The sequence below is a fragment of the Bacillus sp. FSL H8-0545 genome (genome assembly GCF_038006105.1).
Lineage (GTDB): Bacteria > Bacillota > Bacilli > Bacillales > Bacillaceae_G > Bacillus_A > Bacillus_A cereus_U.
Genome location: NZ_JBBOUO010000001.1, coordinates 2,626,195 through 2,644,679, shown reverse-complemented (window position 1 = coordinate 2,644,679; position 18,485 = coordinate 2,626,195). Strand labels below are relative to the sequence as shown.

Genomic DNA, 18,485 nt, shown 5'->3' with positions numbered 1-18,485 from the left:
GGAGGAATTTAATAGAAAAGTTGGTGAGATATAGTGAAAAGTGTATTGAAAAACCGTTCATTCTTTTTTATGTGGATAGGTAGTGCAATTTCAGAATTAGGCGGGGCTTTTGGGACGTTATGTAATTCAATTCTCGTTTATGAATTAACAGGATCAAAAACAGCATTAAGCAGCATGTGGCTATTATATTTTATCCCGTCACTCATACTACAACTAATAAGTGGTCCATTTATTGATAAATGGAGCCGAAAGTGGATTATGATTTTTTCACAATGGATACGGGCATCTGTTTTCTTACTACCTTTAGTCATGTTAGTTACTAGTAGTATAGAAGTTTGGCACGTGTATGTCGTTCAAATTATAATAGGGCTCATTACACCGCTTTATACACCTGCAAGTCAAGCGATTACACCGAGCGTTGTAAGTAAAGAACAGCTTCAAGATGCAAATGGATATATTGATGGGATGACTCGTCTTATGATGTTTCTTGCGCCAGTATTAGGTGGTATCGTTATTAAATTCATTGGAATCAAATTAACAATGTTGTTCGTATGTGTTTGTCTATTCATTAGTGGAGGATTGTTACTTTTCATAAAAGAAAAAAGAGTAAAACAAAAATTGAGAAAAACGTGGCTAGAACAGTTTCTTCACGGTTTTACATACTTTTTCACAAAACCAATAATCGTTTGGCTCGGTGTATTTCTTACTTTCGTACAGTTTGGAGTAGGGGTAACGATGGTCACAAACCTTCCTTATATAAAAGATGACCTGGCAGCGGGATATGCGGAGTACGGTTACTTCATGGCAGGTTTCCCGCTTGGCTATGTAGTTGGTTCCATATTAGTTGGAAAAGTAACATATAAAAGTCGGCGTATACTTATGCTCGGAGGATTGTTTATAGGGGGCCTCACATACATTTCTCTAGGGTTCAATCATAGTATTATAATTGCGGTAATAATTGAAGTAATTGCTGGTATATGTATTGCATTTTTCAATGTTCATAACACGACGATATGCCAACAAACAGTCCCAAATAATATGATAGGAAAAGTATTTTCAGTGCGATTATTTTTCATACGATCGGCAATGCCATTAGGTGTGTTTCTTGGGGGAATACTGAGTGAAATGTGGGGAGTGAGAATATTATACTTTATCATAGGTTCGATTATATGTGTTACTTCTTTAATAGGGATATTGCTTCCATATTTTAAATTTTTGGATGAGTCGATTGCGGAGAAGTCTGCATAATTCTAAAAATTTAAAACTTTATAATTGAAAATAATTATCATAATCAATTATAATGGAAGAATACTAGTATTCGTATTATAAAAAAGGGAGTGGGATTATATGTTTATCGAAACTAAAACATTTACAGTAAAAGAAGGTACATCTAATATAGTTGTAGAGCGTTTTACAGGAGAAGGCATTATTGAAAAATTTGAAGGCTTCATCGACTTAAGTGTTCTCGTGAAAAAAGTGAGACGCGGAGATGAAGAAGTTGTAGTTATGATTCGCTGGGAATCTGAAGAAGCATGGAAAAACTGGGAAACAAGTGAAGAGCATTTAGCTGGACATAGAGCGGGCCGCGGTAAACCAAAACCAGATCATATCATTAACGTTGAACATGGGGTTTATTATGTGAAATCATCGAAATCGGCTTATCAGAAGTCGTAATAATACATTTGTTTAATTATAATTTTTCAAATATATAACCATCTATCTGTTTACTGATAGATGGTTATTAACATTGAATAAAGAGAATGATTCGTATGTGATGTAAGAAGAATTAACGGACAGGTTAAAATTAGAAATGTTATAATATAAACTCGATTAGTGAGTAAGATTAGGAGGGACAGTAATGGTTCAATCGATAGTGCATATTGCATTAGTAGTAAAAGACTATGATGAGGCAATAGAGTTTTATACAAGGAAACTAAATTTCACATTAGTTGAAGATATTTATCAGCCAGAAGAAAACAAACGTTGGGTAGTGGTATCTCCTCCAGGTTCAGTCGGCACCACAATATTACTAGCTAGGGCATCTAAACCTGAACAAGAGCCCTTTATTGGTAACCAATCAGGTGGTAGAGTTTTTCTTTTCTTAAATACTGACGATTTTTGGAGAGATTATAATGAAATGATTTCAAGAGGAATAGAATTTGTGAGAGAACCGAAAGAGCAATCATATGGAATTGTTGCAGTGTTTAAGGATTTATACGGGAATTTATGGGACCTGCTGCAACTAAAAGATGATCACCCAATTGCACAAAGAATTAAGTAGATTACTACGATTGTCAATCTTTATCGGTAAATCGAGATTCCGTGTCGAATCGTTCATATAATTTCATTTACTGTATTCCAAATGTTGCATTAAAAAAACGTTCTAGACGATAGAATAAAGTATTAGAATATTAAAAAATGAACACTTGAATACCTTCCCTTAAACATTCAAGTGTTATCAATATGGGTCAATATACTTCTGTATAACCCCTGTTTAAAAGGAGATGGGTGAATGAGGTTGAATCATTTGAATCTATGTGTTGATGATTTATCAGAAGCTAGACATTTCTTTGAAACATTTTTTGATTTTCAATTTTTGGAGCAAAAGGGAAAGGCGCTTGTAGTGATGAGTGATGAGAATGGATTTATACTGGTGTTAAGTGATCCAAAAGCGTTCAAGGGGAAAAAGGACGTTACATATCCTGAAGCTTTTCATATTGGTTTTTTGGTGGAAACTTCAAGTGAAGTTGATCGAGCATATAATCGTTTAGTAGCCGGAGGCATTGAAATAGACAAGGAACCTTATACAATGAGAGGTAGTAGTTATGGTTTTTATTTTACAATGTTTAATGGATTGTTAATTGAAGTGTCTTGCCTTGATTATAGAGATGGTAAGAAAGTTTCAAAACTAAATAGCATTCATCAAGAGTAATTGTTTGAAGGTGTATATATAGCCCCTTATCGAGTTTGGGAAGGGGCTTGTTATCATAATGCTCGTTATTCAAAAAGCTAAATTTAATCATTTGAACTACTCTCACTTAACAGGTTAACTAGCTGTTTTTTTTAGTTAAGATAAATAATAGGGGAAATATGGAGGTATCAATGTGTTGACTTGAAATAAAGTTTAATCAAAAACACTCCACAAACCCATATTATATGGTAAATAAGAATAATCCATTTTGAAAAGAGAATAATCAAAATGGATTATTCTCTAGCAGTTTTCAGTTATGGTGTTATAAAAAAGTTTAATCATTTTCTCAAAGAAATCAGTTATATAGAAAAATTCTAGGTCACGGTTAAGTTTTTTAAGTCACATTTAAGTTGTTTACTTCACAATCAGTGAGCTAGGCCAAAAAACATAATTCTTAAAATACAAATTCGTTCAGGAGCTGAAATCCAATATTTTCTTTCTGTTAAATCATTTATGATGGACCTATGAGATTTCACCAAAGTCTAGTGTACTTCCTGTTTCTACTAAAGTCTTTGTATTATTTAATATCATCCACCAGGCCTTGTTGCTGTTCTCATAATAAGGATCATCTTCTTTCCATTGGTCATGAATGAGTATTAATTTCGTGCATGATCCAATAGGTTTTAGAATATAAGAAATTCTTGACTCAAATGCACGATCATCTTTCATATAAGACTTTCCAGGATAGTGAGTAAATCGAAGTAACTGATTTGGTTCATATTCCAATACGTTTCCGTATACATGCACCGTTTCATTTCCATCTAATCCAGGACCTACATATTCCAAGAGATCGCCCACTTGAAATGTAGATCGAATGATGGACCCATAATAAATTTGTTTTGTACCCTCAGGAGAGATCAATGCCTTCCAAACTGCCTCTGGTGAGCCTGCAATATAAAATTCATACATCAAATTCTTCATGATTTTTATGCCTCCTAAAAATTTAATTCGCTACATGTACATTATAAAAAAACTTCACTGACAATTACGGTCAGTGAAGTGAAGGGTTTTTATAATGATTGAATAATTCAAAGCTGATAGTTGCCAATCTTTCTTGTAATAAAGTTGGTTCCAGAATGCTAATAGATTTACCATAAGGGAGAAGGAAGTAAGGTACAAAAGTATGAATAGACTCTATATCAACCTTAAAAAGAGCTTGATTGTTTTTTCGTTCTATTAAAGCATGGTTAAATAACCAATGCTGACATAAATCATCAAGCGCATGTGGCATGCCTTGGATACGGACAGAAATGAGTTCTTTAAGTTGGTTTGAATCAGGTAAAATGTCTTTTAGAAAGAAAGAACGCGCTGAAAATTCCAAGGGCCGATCAAATTTTTTATCTGTTCTGGATAATGATTGAATACGATCGATTCGAAAACTTCGAATTTCTTTACGCAGATGGCAATAAGCCACTGTGTACCACTTGCCTTTCCAATAAACAAGACCATAAGGATCAATATGACGTGATTGAGGTTCGATTTCTCCCCCCTTACGATAAACAATAAATAACCTATAACTTTCGGCAACAGAAATTTCTAAATCTTGAAGAATAGATTTCAAAGAGGGTTCGACAGTAGGATGGATGACTTCAAACCCTCTTAAATGACGATTGATATGATTCAATTGTTCCTCGTTTGTATACATTTTCAATTTAGAAATTGATGCATCTAGCGCTTCACTAAAGGGATACCCTGCATCTATTGCAAATTTTGCAGCATGGACAAGCGCTTTCTGCTCATCCAAATTAAAAAACAAAGGTGCCTTTGTAAACTCATTCAGTAAACTGTACCCACCATTATGCCCTGCATCTGAAATAATTGGTACTCCACTTGCACACAGAGCATCAATATAGCGGTACACCGTACGAATACTGATTTCTAATTCCTCTGCTAATTCCTTAGCAGTCAATTGTTTTCTCGTTTTGAGGAGCCATAAAATAGAAAGCATGTTAACCATTTTAGACATATATAGACATTCCTTTCGCAAAGATTCAAGATAAGCATTCTACATTAGTATAAAACATTCTGCTTCTCTATTAATCATATTCCAATTACACAATATGGCCCTTTAGTGGAGTAACTTTATTACTACCCAATAGTTCCTTAATCAGCCTTTCAGTTCCGATCTTCTTTTCATTTTTCACTATAAATACACGCCTTTAGATAAATAGATTAAAAGGGATAAAATAACGCATCTTTTAGTCAGAAATCCGACTTATGAGACAGCTCCTTTATTTATTTATTTATTTATTAATCTAACCGAATTTCAAACTCAAGCATAGCTTGATCTTTCATAAATGGCATACTTTGTTCTTTAAATAATAAGCTAATTCCAGAGAGATTATTAGGAAGAGTAGGGGAAACTACAAATTGGTAGCTAACATGTCCATCTGTTCCAGTCCATCCTTCTGACCAGCAATCGTATGTAGTATTTATAGATAATTCAACAAGGCTATGTGTATTTATTTCATTAAGTATTTTGTTTTTCGAATCCCATTCTTTATATAAGTAAATTACGCTAGCATTAGAATATTGACGAATAAAGGTTACAGTATATACTGTTCCATTACGTTCATAAGTTTTTAAAACGGGTATATGTTTTTTAAACTTAGCCGGTTCAACCCGAGGTTTAAATTCTTCTTCGTCCATCATGGAAGAGAATAATGAATTTAAATAGTTTGGATAAAATCCGTACTGCTTTGCCCAATTAGAAGTAGCCTCATCAGGCGGAAATCCTGGGTTCCCATTCGAAAGTTCTTTTCTTTCTTTTAATAGGGCGCAAATTTTTTCATCAATAGAGTATAAGCGTTCATCGTAATGATCAGTAGGGCGTTCAAAAGACATTCGTTGCATAATCATTCCTCTTTTCCTTTATTTTTGGTTTCATATTTTATTATAACTGAAACAATTCTCATTTTTTACAATATAATCAATTAATTTAAATATTGCGAAAAATAGGATGTTTATGTGTTAAAATAAATATAGAAAACCATTTATTAACTATCGGCAGGTTAATAGAAAAAGGGTATAAATAGTTAATAATGTCACAATTAAAATGCAACTAGATAGTTAGGAGGAATCATTATAATGGATACTACACAACAAAACAGTAATGCATGGGATAAGAAGGTTGAAGAAGGTTCGAGATACACTCAACCTGTAAGTAGTGAGGTTATTGAAAAAAGTAAATCAGGTGAATGGGAGATCACAGTCACCACAGAAAAATCAGTTCCTAGAGATTGGTTTCCGAAGTCATTAGAGGGATTAAAGATACTTTGTTTAGCATCAGGTGGAGGGCAACAAGCACCAGTACTGGCTGCTGCTGGAGCAGATGTAACAGTTACTGATATATCTAAGAAGCAATTGGAACAAGATGAAAAGGTAGCGGAACGGGATGGATTAACTTTAAAAACAGTACAAGGAGATATGTCAGACCTTAGTGATTTTGAAGATGAATATTTTGATATTGTCGTAAATCCTGTTTCTAATTTGTTTGTAAAAGATGTTCATCTTGTATGGAATGAGATTTCAAGGGTTTTAAAGAATAAAGGTATTCTTATTTCTGGATTTACAAATCCTTTACTATGGATTTTTGATGACAATCAAGAACAAAAAGGTATTTTGGATGTTAAACATTCAATACCTTCATCAACATTGGATTATTTACCAGAGGATGAAGTTCAAGATTACATTAATTCAAATCAAACAATAGAATACGCACATACTCTAGAAGATCAAATCCAAGGTCAAATTGAAGCTGGTTTTGTTGTAATGGGTTTTTATGAGGATGATTTTGGTGGAACAAGGATATTAGATAAGCATATTAAAACTTTTATTGCTACAAAAGCTATAAAGTTAAAGGTTGATTAAAATTTCTGGCTCGTTAGTCGAAGAAGTTAACTTGAAAACAATAAAAGTTCAATGTATGTCAAAAAGGATGGCACTTGCCATCCTTTTCTTTGTGTATTTTGAGTGTCAAAACAAGTTTTACACCCCTGAACCGAACCGGTTATAATATATAGTCTGTCATTTTCCCCTTAATTTTTTACATCATTATATAGTTCCAGCGCCTCTTTCACATTCAATCTATTTTTCACAATGCCATGAATTGCTTGAATCATCGCAGCTGGATGTTCGGACTGCCATATGTTTCGGCCCATGTCTACGCCGATTGCGCCTTCTTGCAGCGCATTGTACGTAATGTTTAATGCGTCTTCGATTGAATCTAGTTTTGGGCCGCCCGCGATTACGACTGGGGCAGGGCATGTGCTCGTAATTTTTTCGAATCCTTCGCAGTAATATGTTTTAATAATGTCAGCTCCCATTTCAACACATACGCGGGAAGCGAGTGCTAGGAAGCGAGCTTCACGTTTTTGTAATTCTTTCGCAACGGCGGTAATACCGAGTACTGGCAGGCCGTAATCGTGAGCTTCAGATACTACATTTGCGAGATTTGAAACAGTTTGTGTTTCATAGTCTGATCCGACAAAGACAGAAACGCCGACGCCAATTGCGTTTTGTTTTACTGCTTCTTTCACAGGTGTAACAATTGTTTCATTCGCTAAATCTTTGCCGACTACAGTTGCCCCGCCTGATACACGCATAACCATCGGTGTGCTGCAGTTTTCAGGTATACAGGAGCTGAGTACACCTCGTGTTAAAAAGAGGGAGTCTGTATATGGAAGCAAGTTTTTAACTGTTTCTAACGGTTGTTCAAGTCCGTGAATCGGTCCTAAAAAGTAGCCGTGATCTATCGCTAACATAACTGCTCTGCCGTCAGGTAAAATTGTATTTAATCGATTTTTAAATCCCCAAGTCATTAGGAATCACTCCTTCGTTAATGTTGGATTTTCAGTTTGTACAGTATCTTTATTTGGTAAATGTGGTGACTTTATAAAAACAGCTTTAAAAGGCTTATCGGAATGGTTAATAAGATAATGAGATTCATGAGGTCGAACTTGCAAGACATCACCTTGTTTGATCGGAACTCTCTCGTTATTCACATAGAAATCTATTTCGCCTTCTAACGCATAGAAGACTTCTTCGCAAGTTGTATGATAGTGATTTTGAAACTCTTGCCCAGGCTGAATAACGACTAGGCCAAGATCGATATTTGGACCTTGTATTAAATATTTAGGCCCGTTATCACCGAAGCGATAGGTGAAATCATCCTCATTCACTTTAAGCATAGAAATCACTCCTTTATGTAATGTGTTACAGCGCACCTGGGGCAATCCACATATGTGATGTGAGGCCTTTATCAGCTAAAGAAAGTTGGCTAGCATACACTGTTTTCCATGTTTCATAGAATCCTTTATAAAGCTCATGATTTTCAGCGTTTGGCTTAAATGTGTTTTCCCACTGTACAAATTGTTCGGCAGTTTCTTCCATCGATTCAAAAATGCCTACGCCAACTCCAGCGGCAATTGCCGTACCTAAAGCAGCGGCTTCTTTTACAACGGGTACTTTAACAGGGATTCCGAGGACATCTGCTAGTATTTGTGGCCAAAGTTTACCTTTAGCAGCGCCGCCAGCAAAGGTTACTTCAGAAGGGAAATTACCTGTGAGAGCTTCTATTAATTTCAAGTTGCCGAGTGTAACGAAGGCGGCATTCTCTTCAATTGCGCGGAACATTTCTTTCTTACCGCATTTTTCAGCATCTAAACTTAAATTTAAAAAGGATGGTGCAGCATGTCGCCAAGAAATATAATTCATTACATTTGAAAAAGTGGGGATTATGCCATGTGAACCTACAGGTACTTCTTTTGCTTGTTCTTCTAGTAATTCATAAGCATCTACACCGAGTTTTTCAGCGAGCCTTTTTTCTTCTTGGCAAAAAGCATCTCGAAACCATCTCATAACAAGGCCAGGGAAGAAGGCGATTGTTTCGTATTGCCATAGGTTAGGAATGACGTGGCAATTAACACGAATCGCCGCATTTGGATCAGTTTCTGGTTTTGTTATATTTACTTCTTGCTGCCAAAAGCTACCCCCGCATATTAATGTTTGATTTTGCTTAACAACTCCAGTTCCGAGTGATGCCATTTGAGCATCACCGCCGCCAGCAACGACCGGTGTTCCTTCATGTAATCCTGTTAATTCAGCACTTCGTTTTGTGATATTTCCGATAACTGTACCAGCTTCATTTACTTTTGGAGAAAAGGCTAGAGTAAGACCGCATTGCTCAGCAACCCAGTTATCCCAAGCTCTATTTTGTAAATCGAATATACCGGATGTACATCCATTTGAAGAATCAATTTGCAGTGCGCCGCACAATTTATATAAAATCCAATCGTTTAACATCGTAAAGGAATGAATGTTTTTGTACACGTCTGGTTCATGTTTTTTAATCCAAAGTAAGCGAGGTAAAGCACCTAACGAAAAAGTTTGACCTGATTTTCTATATAAACCTTCTTCAATTTCGGAACGAATTTGTTTTAGCTCACTAACTTCCGCTGATGCGCGGCCATCAACATTTGCACAAGCCCATATTTCTTGCCCGTTTTTATCGTATAAAACAAAGCCTTCACGCATACTCGTTGCACTAATACCTTTAATAGAAGAGGGGGACGTATTACTTTTTTGAAGAACCTCTTTCGTACATTTTTGAACGAGCTGCCAGTTTTCTGTTACATCAAAATTCATAGAACCAGGGTAACGACTATCTGATTTATGAACCCACTCTTTTTGACTAACGGCAAGTTGATTACCGTTTAAATCAAAAAGAACTGCTCGAATGCTCCCTGTACCAGCGTCGTAAGCTAATAGAGTAGACATTAAGAGTCACCTTCCTTTCTTAATAAGGAGAGGGCAGTTTCTTCATCCGTAATTAATGTATGAATGAACTTTCCTTTTAAGGCGCCGTAAATTGCATCTATCTTTTCCGTACCGCCAGCTACACCAACGACATGTTTCATATTTTGAAGAACAGAGAGTGGTGTGCCGATAAGACGATTATGATGAGGAAGTTCTAATTGTTTTCCGTTAGTATTATAAAATTGCCCTAAAATATCTCCGGCCCCGTTTTGACTACGTATATAAGTCATTTCACGTAGCGTTAGTTTTTCTTCTTTCACAATTGTGGCGTCTTGAGATAAGCTTCCAATGCCAACTACTGCTGTATGAGCGAGTGAAGCGACGTGAAGCATATCTTTCACGCTCGGTTCAGATAGAATAATTTGCGTCATTTCGTTTGTAGATGTAAGAAAAGGGGTAGGAATAATATGAAGATCGCCTTGCATGTAGTTTAAATAGCTTTGGTTTCTTGGAATATAGTGATTTACGCCTCCTGTAAGAGTAACGATTGAAAGATTCATAGAGCTATCAAAATGAATGTTTTCTAGCATTTTACTTATCGTCTCTCCCCAGCCAATCCCAAGTAAATCTCCTTGTTGCAGATGAGTTTCTAAATATTGTGCGGCAGCTTTTCCGAGTGAAAATGCATAATCCTCAGTTGGCGTTGGAATAACGAAAGCATCTTTTAGATGGAATTTTTTCATAAGGTCACGTTCGATGCTTAAACAGTGCAAACCAGTACCTTTTACGTGAAATGTGACGACACCTTCCGTCCGTGCTTTATCTAACAACCGAACGACTTTATTTCTTGAAATGTGAAGAAGTGAAGCAATTTCTTGCTGGGTTAATTGATCTTTATAATAGTACCAAGCTACTTTTGTTAACAAATTGTCTTCAAAGTTGAGCTGTGACATACTCTTCATCCCTTTCAACAATTGACCACTGCTTAAACATATGTGTTCGTTATTTTGTTTATTCCAGTTGAAGCGATAAAATAGTCCAGTGAAAAAAGTGTTCTAGATATGAAAAAATAAATATACAATGCTACAAAACAAGTAGAACAAAAAATCATTTTCTCAAAAAATGTTCTGCATAAAGGCAGGTGACAACATGTGGAGAACGTGCCCTTATTAGAAGTTACAAAAATGAGTAAATCTTTTTCAGGTCAACTCGTATTAAAAGAAGTCAATTTACAATTAGAGCGTGGAGATGTATACGCTTTAGTCGGAGGAAATGGTGCCGGGAAATCAACATTAATGAAAATATTAACGGGTTTGTATTCATACGATGCTGGCAAGATGTATGTGAAAGGGGAAATACAACAGTTTTCAAACACAGCAGAAGCACATCAACATGGCATATATTTAATACCACAAGAGCCACTCATCTTTCCGCATATGACAATTGAAGAGAATATTTGTATCGGAATGAAAGCGAAAAAGAAAGAACTTCGAAATAAAATTAATAAGTTGCTAGAAGACTTAGGCTGGAACATTCAACTTCAGGATTTAGGATTATCGTTATCCATTGCCCAGCAACAATTAGTAGAAATATTGAGGGGATTAATAAGGGAAGCTGAGATTCTTATTTTAGATGAGCCAACATCGACATTAACAACTCACGAAATTAAGAGTCTTTTTGTGTTGATGAAAAGTTTAAAAGAAAAAGGAATTGGCATGATTTACATTACGCATCGTTTTCCAGAAATCTTTGAAATTGCGAATAAAGTAGCAATTTTACGTGACGGAATGATTGTAAGTCAAGGTGATGTATCAAGGTATACATATGACATGCTAATGGAGGGGTTATTACCGAAAGGATATAAATTTGAGGAGAAAAAAGAGATCATACAAGAGGAAACAGAGCATTCGGAAAAACTATTAGATGTCACGAATGCGTCAAGCTATGCGTTTCAAAATGTATCATTAACTGTACACGCTGGAGAAGTTGTCGGGATTGCAGGTATCGTCGGATCAGGTAGGACTGAATTAGCTGAATCAATATTTGGATTAATGCCTTTGAAATCAGGTTCTGTTTTATTAGAGGGAAAATCCATTACGAAGTATTCGGTACATAAGCGAATAAAGGAAGGTATGGTGTATGTACCGGAGGACCGGGCAGGGAATGGCATTTTTTCAATTGCGTCTGTGAAAGAAAATATAACAGCTGCATCTTTAAACAGTATGAGTAGCTTCTTTTTAAATAACAAAAAAGAAAGCGCTTTATCAGAGTTGTATATAAAACAGTTTAGAATTGTTGTCCCTCATATGAATGAGAAAATGACGTCTTTATCAGGTGGGAACCAACAGAAGGTCGTGTTAGCGAAATATCTTGCATGTAATCCGAAAGTGATTATTCTTGATGAACCGACCCGTGGTATTGATGCGAAAGCAAGACTAGAAGTATACGAAACGATACAAAGTTTGAAGAGAGAGGGACTTGCGATCATATTAATTTCTTCAGATATGGAAGAAATCGTTCAATTAGCGAATCGTGTTTATGTGATGAGAAACGGAGAATTCGTCTCTCATTTGGAGAAGAAGGAAATTTGTATTGATGAAGTTACACGCCTTGCGTACGGAGGAAAGGGAGGTGTAACGGAGTGAACCGTTTATTTAAAATGCATGAGACGTCTATTATTATTTTATTACTTCTTTACATAGCCTTCGTTGGAGTAATGAACCCTAGTTTTGTTCAGTTTAGCTCTTTATCTTTAATTATGAAATCAAGCGTTATTTTAGTTGTTTTGGCAATTGGTCAATCTTTCGTATTGTTTACGAAAAATATAGATGTATCAGTAGGATCTATTATGGGATTAAGCGCTGCGGTTTGCGGGATGTTGTTAACAGATGGATACAGTGCCTTTATTTCAATATTTGCGGCAATTATACTTAGCGCCCTTATTGGTATGGTAAACGGAATTGGCGTTACGAAATTTAGGGTGCCAGCTATCATTATGACATTAGGAATGCTCGGGATTATTAGAGGCGTAATGTTAATATTTACGGGCGGAAAGTGGATTGAAGATATTCCGAATGAGTATAAACAAATTTCTTCTATTATGATGTTAGGGATTCCGATAACGGTATGGACCGTTCTTATCATATTACTGCTGCTATATTTCTTTTTAATGAAAGTTCAAATTGGAAGATATTTTTATGCGGTCGGTGATAATGAAGATGGTGCAAGGCTTATTGGAATACATGTAGATAAAGTGAAAATATACGCGTTTATCATATCAGGCATAAGCGCTGGGTTCGCTGGATGTATATTCGTAATGAATATTGGATTCGTTCCAAATCAAACAGGTACAGGGATAGAATTGCAAGTTATCGCTGCTGCTGTTTTAGGTGGTATTCATTTAAAAGGAGGAACAGGTTCAATATTTGGAGCGGCATTAGGTGCATTCTTCTTAGAAGTGATAAGCAGTTCACTCGTCTTTTTAAAAATACCTGCATTTTGGAATAGTGCTATTTCAGGATTTTTACTTTTACTCATCATCATATTAGATAGTGTCTTAAAAAAATGGAAGAAACTCCGGCAATTAGAAGAAAGGAGGGTGAATCTATGAGGGGAATACGTAGCTTGTATAGATGGGAAGGGGTTCTTCTCATATTGCTTCTCGTAGAATTCATTCTCTTTAGTTTCATAAATAGTGATTTCTTAAACATTAGTAACCTCCTTTTTAGTATGAACGATTTCCTCATTATTTCAATCGCGGCTATTCCGATGACATTTGTCATTGTAACTGGCGGAATTGATGTTTCAGTAGGATCTATTATGGGGCTTACTTCGATTCTTATCGGAGTACTTTGGATGAATGGCATGCCTATACTGTTAGCCGTTATCATTGCGCTCGTAATAAGTTGCATAGCGGGCGGATTAAATGGACTTATTATAAAAATGACAGATGTAGAACCTCTTGTCGTTACACTTGGAACGATGTTTTTATATGCAGGAATCGCCCTTGTTATTTCAGGTGGTTCGGGTGCAGCGGGCTATGAAGGAATAAGTGGTTTACCAGATTCGTATGTGCAACTGGCAAATGGTAGTTTTATCGGTATACCTAATTTATTATGGCTCCTTGTCATTTTAACGATAGTATTTACGATATTGTTTCACCGTACAACATACGGTCGCCACGCAAAATTAACTGGCGCAAATGAAAGTACGGCGAAATATTCCGGAATTCGAACGAAGAAAGTAGTGATTACTGCTTACGTACTTTCTGGGTTAGGAGGTGGATTAGGAGGAGCTTTCTTAACAGCGTATTTCGGTTCTGCTCGTGCTGATATTGGAAGTGAAACCATTTTGCCAGTTATTACGGCAGTTGTATTAGGCGGCACACTAATTACAGGCGGAAAAGGGAGTATTATTGGGACAGTACTAGCGAGTGTTTTTATAGGACTCATGCAGTACGGTTTGCAAATGACGGGCTTAACGAATGAACAATCTAATGTAGTAATAGGTATTATCCTTATTGTTTCTGTTATTATGAGACATTTCAAATTACAACGATTCACTACGGGGAAAAGAAGGAATTTGCATAAGGGGGAAATGTCATGAAGAGAAAACTGGGGATTGTTATTATTATGTGTATTTGTTTAATCGGTTTAATTGCTTGTTCTAGCCAAACTGCGGATAAGAAAAAAGCAGATGATGTAAAATTTGCGTTCATTCCGAAATTAACGGGAGTTGGCTTTTTCACATCAGGTGGTGAAGGTGCAAAAGAGATGGGAGATAAGTTAGGTGTACAAGTGAAGTACGATGGACCGTCTGAGGCAAGTGTATCAGGGCAAGTAAAATATATAAACAATTTTATTAACCAAAACTATGATGCAATTATGGTTTCATCTACGTCAGTTGATGGTCTCTCGCAATCATTACAACGTGCAAAGAAAAAAGGGATGACAGTATTAACGTGGGATTCTGATGTGAATCCGAAAGACCGTTCGTTTTATATTAGCCAAGGTACACCAGATCAACTTGCAAACTTATTAATTGAAATGACTTCTAAGCAAATTGGGGATAAAGGAAAAGTAGCATTCTTTTATTCAAGCCCGACTGTAACAGATCAAAATCAGTGGGTAACGAAGGCGAAAGAGATTATTAAAGAGAAATATCCGGATTGGGAAATTGTAACAACGCAATACGGTGAAAATAATGCGCAAAAATCTTTATCAGTTGGAGAGATCATTTTAAAAACATATCCAGATATTAACGCAGTAATATGTCCAGATGCAACAGCACTACCAGCAATGGCACAAGCAGCTGAGAATTTGAAAATGGATAAGAAAGTAGTCGTAACGGGGTTTTCGACACCGAACGTTATGCGTGATTATGTGAAACGAGAAACAGTACAACAATTTGGATTATGGGATGTAAAACAACAAGGTGCACTAGCAACTTATGTTGCAAATGAAATTGTTGTAAAAGGGAAGAAGTTAAAAGTCGGGGATAGCTTTGAAGTAAAAGGAATCGGAAAAGTGAAAGTAGAGCCGAACTCTATTCAAGGGTATGACTATGAGGCAGAAGGAAATGGTATTATCGTATTACCTGAACGAGTTGTATTTACGAAAGATAATATCGATAAGTATAATTTCTAGTAGAAAATAAAAACGTCCGAATATATCGGACGTTTTTATTATGTCGTTTTTTTAATCTATTCATTAATTGTGAACAGCTTCTTTTTCATTTAACCCAAGTGTGCGTCCTGTTGAAGCGTGAAGTTCTTGGAACAGTCTTGGATTTTCCGTTAGTGATACGCCATAAGAAGGGATCATTTCTTTTATTTTTGGCTCCCATGCTAGTATACGTTCTGGGAAGCATTTTTCTAATACTTCAAGCATAACGTGAACCGCAGTAGAAGCACCTGGAGAAGCGCCAAGTAACGCAGCGATTGATCCGTCATTTGCACTAACAACTTCTGTACCAAATTGAAGTGTTCCTTTACCACCTGCATCAGTATCTTTAATTACTTGCACACGTTGTCCAGCAACGACAGTATCCCAATCTTCACTTTTAGCGTTCGGAATAAACTCACGTAATTCTTCCATACGCTTTTCGTGTGATAACATAACTTGTTGGATTAAGTATTTTGTTAATCCCATTTCTTTTACACCAGCTGCTAACATCGTTAAGACGTTATTCGGTTTTACAGAACCAATTAAATCAAGGTTTGATCCAGTTTTTAAGAACTTAGGCGAGAAACCTGCAAATGGTCCAAACAGTAAAGCTTTTTTGTTGTCTATATATCTTGTATCAAGGTGAGGTACAGACATTGGCGGAGCGCCAACTTTAGCTTTTCCGTATACTTTTGCATGATGCTGCTCTACAACTTTTTGGTTTTTACATACCATAAATAGTCCACTTACTGGGAATCCTCCAATATGTTTTGATTCAGGAATACCAGTCTTCTGAAGTAGAGGTAGACTACCACCACCGCCGCCGATAAAGACGAACTTTGCAGTATGGTGTTCGATTTTACCACTATTCATATCGTGTACTTTTACTTCCCACAAACCGTTCTTCGTACGTTTAATATTTTCAACACTATGTTTGTAGTTTAGCTCGACATTTTTAGTTTTTAAGTAATCAAACAACATGCGCGTTAACGCACCAAAGTTAACATCTGTTCCAGAGTCAATTTTCGTTGCAGCCATCGGTTCATTAGAGTTACGACCTTCCATAATGAGTGGAAGCCATTTTTTTAATGTATCAGGAGCATCAGAAAATTCCATTCCTTGGAATAGAGCGTTTTTTGAAAGCGCTTCAAAACGGTTTTTTAGAAACTCCACATTTTTTTCTCCTTGCACCAAACTCATATGAGGTAGTGGCATAATAAAATCTTGTGGATTACGAATTAAGTTTCTCTTAACAAGATACGCCCAAAATTGTCTTGAAAGTTGAAATTGCTCATTTACTTTTACAGCTTTACCAATATCTATAGACCCGTCAGATTTTTCGGACGTATAGTTAAGCTCACATAGCGCAGAATGTCCTGTACCAGCATTATTCCATTCGTTAGAACTTTCTTCTCCGGCATTAGCGAGTTTTTCAAATACTTTAATTTCCCATTCAGGTGCCAATTCTTTAAGTAATGATCCTAACGTTGCGCTCATAATTCCTGCGCCAATTAAGATAACGTCTGTTTTTTGCTGCATGTTGCTCATGATAATCTCTCCATCCCCTATATTGGCAAAAAAGAGTAGGTGTTTTTATATCTAAGCCGTAAAAAGAAAACACCGCCTAGGCCCCACCTAGGTATTTACCTTTTTTGTCTCAATTATATAACCATCTCATAGTCTATTATAATAATTAATAGACTAAAATATCTAGTGTTATCTGATAATTTTAAACTATTTAACGTTTTATTTCATAGAATTCTTCTGTCATAAGGGTAAAAAGCATAGTAGTAAAGCGGAATTTGGAGAAGAATTCCAGTTTGATGTTATCCCAAAAAAACTTCTATTTTTATGTTTTATCTTTGGGAACTAGTAAAATTCTATTTTTGTAACATCTAATTTGAAAAAATAGAGTAAATAACAAATAAATGATAAGATTATTCTGAAAATAACCAAGGAGGGATACCAATGCTTACAAAAGAACAAGTCGCAAACTTATTTCGGGATTTTTCTGTAAATGAATGTAAAGGATCGAGTCCTTTATACGAATACTTATCAATAAAAATTTCTGAAGATGAGGAAGTTCTTACGTTAGCTTCCTACGCACAACCTGGTCAACCAGTCCCAAACTTATTATTAGGTGCAGTACACTATTTATTGCTAAAAGGGAAAGACCATCATTTAAAAACGTATTATAGTAGCTTAGTTGAAAATGCTAAAACAAATTTAGATAAAGCTTTTGAACAATTTAAAGATTTCTGTAATGAGTACCGAGAAGAAATCATTACTTTATTACAAACGAAACTCGTTCAAACGAATGAAGTAAGACGATGTGCATACTTATACCCAAGTTTCTGCTACATATTTAACAAAGTGAATAAACCGTTAGTGGTAATTGAAATTGGTACAAGTTCTGGATTACAACTGTTCTGGGACCAATATAGCTATTCGTACGGAACAGATGAAACATATGGAAATATAAATTCGAATGTACATTTAACCTCTGAAATAAGAGGGGAGAATGTGCCCCGTTTTCTAAAACAAAGTCCACCTGTCGTAGAAAGAATCGGACTAGATTTACATGTGAATGATTTAAATGCCGATGAAGATTATTTATGGTTACGCGCGCTTATTTGGCCAGAACATAAAGAAAGACTTGAACTATTCGATCAAGCAGCAGCGCTTGTAAAAGAAAAATCAGTGAGATTAATAGAAGGTGACGGTGTAGCACTTCTTCCGGCCATTGCAGATCAAATAAGGGAAGATGCAGTGATTTGTATTTTCCATACACATGTGGCAAACCAAATACCTGAAAATGTAAAACATACGCTAGAAAAACAAATTAAAGACATTGGTGCAAAACGTGATGTATTCCACCTATATAACAACATCTGGGACCGGGACCTTCATATTGATTATTATATTAACGGAAACGAATATTGTGAAACTGTTGGGGAAACGGAAGGGCATGGGAGATGGTTTAGTTGGGGATTGGGGGATAAGAAGCTATGCTAAAGTAAATCTAATAATTATGGGTTTCATCACCAAAATTCGTAATTAAAATAGCTGATGGAAGACACTCCATCAACTGTTTT

At 35.9% G+C, this 18,485-nt stretch carries 18 protein-coding genes; 10 read left to right on the top strand and 8 right to left on the bottom strand.

Features of this window, described 5'->3' with window-relative positions; translation table 11 throughout:
- Positions 1-33 precede the first annotated feature (33 nt).
- The 4 genes from MHI07_RS13835 to MHI07_RS13820 all read left to right on the top strand — a co-directional run bounded on the left by MHI07_RS13835 (position 34) and on the right by MHI07_RS13820 (position 2,932).
- Positions 34-1,248: an MFS transporter gene (locus tag MHI07_RS13835; RefSeq protein WP_340824440.1), complete on the top strand. Its 1,215-nt coding sequence runs from the start codon at positions 34-36 to the stop codon at positions 1,246-1,248.
- A gap of 99 nt (positions 1,249-1,347) precedes the next feature.
- Positions 1,348-1,674, top strand: a complete 327-nt coding sequence (hmoA, locus tag MHI07_RS13830; protein ID WP_070139454.1) for a heme-degrading monooxygenase HmoA — start codon at positions 1,348-1,350, stop codon at positions 1,672-1,674.
- A 184-nt stretch (positions 1,675-1,858) separates the two neighbouring features.
- Positions 1,859-2,281 (top strand): VOC family protein, encoded by a 423-nt coding sequence (locus tag MHI07_RS13825; RefSeq protein WP_002161374.1) that lies wholly within the window; start codon positions 1,859-1,861, stop codon positions 2,279-2,281.
- A 231-nt stretch (positions 2,282-2,512) separates the two neighbouring features.
- Positions 2,513-2,932 (top strand): VOC family protein, encoded by a 420-nt coding sequence (locus tag MHI07_RS13820; protein WP_340824436.1) that lies wholly within the window; start codon positions 2,513-2,515, stop codon positions 2,930-2,932.
- A gap of 501 nt (positions 2,933-3,433) precedes the next feature.
- On the opposite strand, the gene MHI07_RS13815 is transcribed toward MHI07_RS13820, so the two are convergent.
- From MHI07_RS13815 to MHI07_RS13805, 3 genes are all read right to left on the bottom strand, one after another.
- Positions 3,434-3,892, bottom strand: coding sequence for an SRPBCC domain-containing protein (locus tag MHI07_RS13815; protein ID WP_002147085.1), 459 nt, complete (start codon positions 3,890-3,892; stop codon positions 3,434-3,436).
- A gap of 70 nt (positions 3,893-3,962) precedes the next feature.
- A complete protein-coding gene (locus tag MHI07_RS13810; protein WP_002200118.1) occupies positions 3,963-4,937 on the bottom strand; it encodes a helix-turn-helix transcriptional regulator in 975 nt (324 codons plus the stop codon).
- Positions 4,938-5,221: 284 nt separating this feature from the next.
- Positions 5,222-5,824, bottom strand: coding sequence for a hypothetical protein (locus MHI07_RS13805; protein ID WP_340824429.1), 603 nt, complete (start codon positions 5,822-5,824; stop codon positions 5,222-5,224).
- A 234-nt stretch (positions 5,825-6,058) separates the two neighbouring features.
- Here MHI07_RS13805 and MHI07_RS13800 point away from each other — a divergent pair, with 234 nt between their 5' ends.
- Complete coding sequence (locus tag MHI07_RS13800) at positions 6,059-6,841, top strand: class I SAM-dependent methyltransferase (protein WP_340824427.1); 783 nt, start codon at positions 6,059-6,061, stop codon at positions 6,839-6,841.
- Positions 6,842-7,008: 167 nt separating this feature from the next.
- Here the strand turns inward: MHI07_RS13800 and lsrF are convergent, their stop codons facing one another.
- The 4 genes from lsrF to MHI07_RS13780 are packed head-to-tail and all read right to left on the bottom strand — an operon-like array spanning position 7,009 to position 10,680.
- Positions 7,009-7,791: a 3-hydroxy-5-phosphonooxypentane-2,4-dione thiolase gene (gene lsrF / locus MHI07_RS13795; RefSeq protein WP_002084866.1), complete on the bottom strand. Its 783-nt coding sequence runs from the start codon at positions 7,789-7,791 to the stop codon at positions 7,009-7,011.
- 6 nt (positions 7,792-7,797) lie between these two features.
- A complete protein-coding gene (locus tag MHI07_RS13790; RefSeq protein ID WP_000921867.1) occupies positions 7,798-8,160 on the bottom strand; it encodes a cupin domain-containing protein in 363 nt (120 codons plus the stop codon).
- 25 nt (positions 8,161-8,185) lie between these two features.
- Entirely contained in the window at positions 8,186-9,748 is a 1,563-nt protein-coding gene (lsrK, locus tag MHI07_RS13785; RefSeq protein ID WP_340824424.1) for an autoinducer-2 kinase, read from the bottom strand.
- Positions 9,748-10,680 carry a sugar-binding transcriptional regulator gene (locus MHI07_RS13780; RefSeq protein ID WP_199692884.1) on the bottom strand — a complete coding sequence of 311 codons (933 nt, stop codon included), beginning with the start codon at positions 10,678-10,680 and terminating at the stop codon, positions 9,748-9,750. The genes lsrK and MHI07_RS13780 overlap by 1 nt, the downstream gene beginning before the upstream one ends.
- 198 nt (positions 10,681-10,878) lie before the next feature.
- Here MHI07_RS13780 and MHI07_RS13775 point away from each other — a divergent pair, with 198 nt between their 5' ends.
- Genes MHI07_RS13775 through lsrB form a run of 4 tightly spaced genes read left to right on the top strand, consistent with a single transcriptional unit; the run spans position 10,879 to position 15,372 of the window.
- Positions 10,879-12,372 (top strand): sugar ABC transporter ATP-binding protein, encoded by a 1,494-nt coding sequence (locus tag MHI07_RS13775; RefSeq protein WP_340824420.1) that lies wholly within the window; start codon positions 10,879-10,881, stop codon positions 12,370-12,372.
- Complete coding sequence (locus MHI07_RS13770; RefSeq protein WP_002110490.1) at positions 12,369-13,337, top strand: ABC transporter permease subunit; 969 nt, start codon at positions 12,369-12,371, stop codon at positions 13,335-13,337. Before MHI07_RS13775 ends, MHI07_RS13770 begins: the two co-directional genes overlap by 4 nt.
- A complete protein-coding gene (locus MHI07_RS13765; protein WP_002110489.1) occupies positions 13,334-14,332 on the top strand; it encodes an ABC transporter permease in 999 nt (332 codons plus the stop codon). The genes MHI07_RS13770 and MHI07_RS13765 overlap by 4 nt, the downstream gene beginning before the upstream one ends.
- Positions 14,329-15,372, top strand: a complete 1,044-nt coding sequence (gene lsrB / locus MHI07_RS13760; RefSeq protein ID WP_340824416.1) for an autoinducer 2 ABC transporter substrate-binding protein LsrB — start codon at positions 14,329-14,331, stop codon at positions 15,370-15,372. The genes MHI07_RS13765 and lsrB overlap by 4 nt, the downstream gene beginning before the upstream one ends.
- Positions 15,373-15,435: 63 nt before the next feature.
- On the opposite strand, the gene MHI07_RS13755 is transcribed toward lsrB, so the two are convergent.
- Positions 15,436-16,938: a malate:quinone oxidoreductase gene (locus tag MHI07_RS13755; protein WP_002161383.1), complete on the bottom strand. Its 1,503-nt coding sequence runs from the start codon at positions 16,936-16,938 to the stop codon at positions 15,436-15,438.
- Positions 16,939-17,358: 420 nt separating this feature from the next.
- Between MHI07_RS13755 and MHI07_RS13750 the strand changes: the two genes are divergently transcribed.
- Positions 17,359-18,405, top strand: a complete 1,047-nt coding sequence (locus MHI07_RS13750; protein ID WP_340824413.1) for a DUF2332 domain-containing protein — start codon at positions 17,359-17,361, stop codon at positions 18,403-18,405.
- Positions 18,406-18,485 lie beyond the last annotated feature (80 nt).

Bases quoted from the DNA above. Each gene is read 5' to 3' on its own strand.
- hmoA (WP_070139454.1), top strand. From the start codon at position 1,348: ATGTTTATCGAAACTAAAACATTTACAGTAAAAGAAGGTACATCTAAT.
- MHI07_RS13825 (WP_002161374.1), top strand. From the start codon at position 1,859: ATGGTTCAATCGATAGTGCATATTGCATTAGTAGTAAAAGACTATGAT.
- MHI07_RS13820 (WP_340824436.1), top strand. From the start codon at position 2,513: ATGAGGTTGAATCATTTGAATCTATGTGTTGATGATTTATCAGAAGCT.
- MHI07_RS13815 (WP_002147085.1), bottom strand. From the start codon at position 3,892: ATGAAGAATTTGATGTATGAATTTTATATTGCAGGCTCACCAGAGGCA.
- MHI07_RS13810 (WP_002200118.1), bottom strand. From the start codon at position 4,937: ATGTCTAAAATGGTTAACATGCTTTCTATTTTATGGCTCCTCAAAACG.
- MHI07_RS13805 (WP_340824429.1), bottom strand. From the start codon at position 5,824: ATGCAACGAATGTCTTTTGAACGCCCTACTGATCATTACGATGAACGC.
- MHI07_RS13800 (WP_340824427.1), top strand. From the start codon at position 6,059: ATGGATACTACACAACAAAACAGTAATGCATGGGATAAGAAGGTTGAA.
- lsrF (WP_002084866.1), bottom strand. From the start codon at position 7,791: ATGACTTGGGGATTTAAAAATCGATTAAATACAATTTTACCTGACGGC.
- MHI07_RS13790 (WP_000921867.1), bottom strand. From the start codon at position 8,160: ATGCTTAAAGTGAATGAGGATGATTTCACCTATCGCTTCGGTGATAAC.
- lsrK (WP_340824424.1), bottom strand. From the start codon at position 9,748: ATGTCTACTCTATTAGCTTACGACGCTGGTACAGGGAGCATTCGAGCA.
- MHI07_RS13780 (WP_199692884.1), bottom strand. From the start codon at position 10,680: ATGTCACAGCTCAACTTTGAAGACAATTTGTTAACAAAAGTAGCTTGG.
- MHI07_RS13765 (WP_002110489.1), top strand. From the start codon at position 13,334: ATGAGGGGAATACGTAGCTTGTATAGATGGGAAGGGGTTCTTCTCATA.
- lsrB (WP_340824416.1), top strand. From the start codon at position 14,329: ATGAAGAGAAAACTGGGGATTGTTATTATTATGTGTATTTGTTTAATC.
- MHI07_RS13755 (WP_002161383.1), bottom strand. From the start codon at position 16,938: ATGAGCAACATGCAGCAAAAAACAGACGTTATCTTAATTGGCGCAGGA.
- MHI07_RS13750 (WP_340824413.1), top strand. From the start codon at position 17,359: ATGCTTACAAAAGAACAAGTCGCAAACTTATTTCGGGATTTTTCTGTA.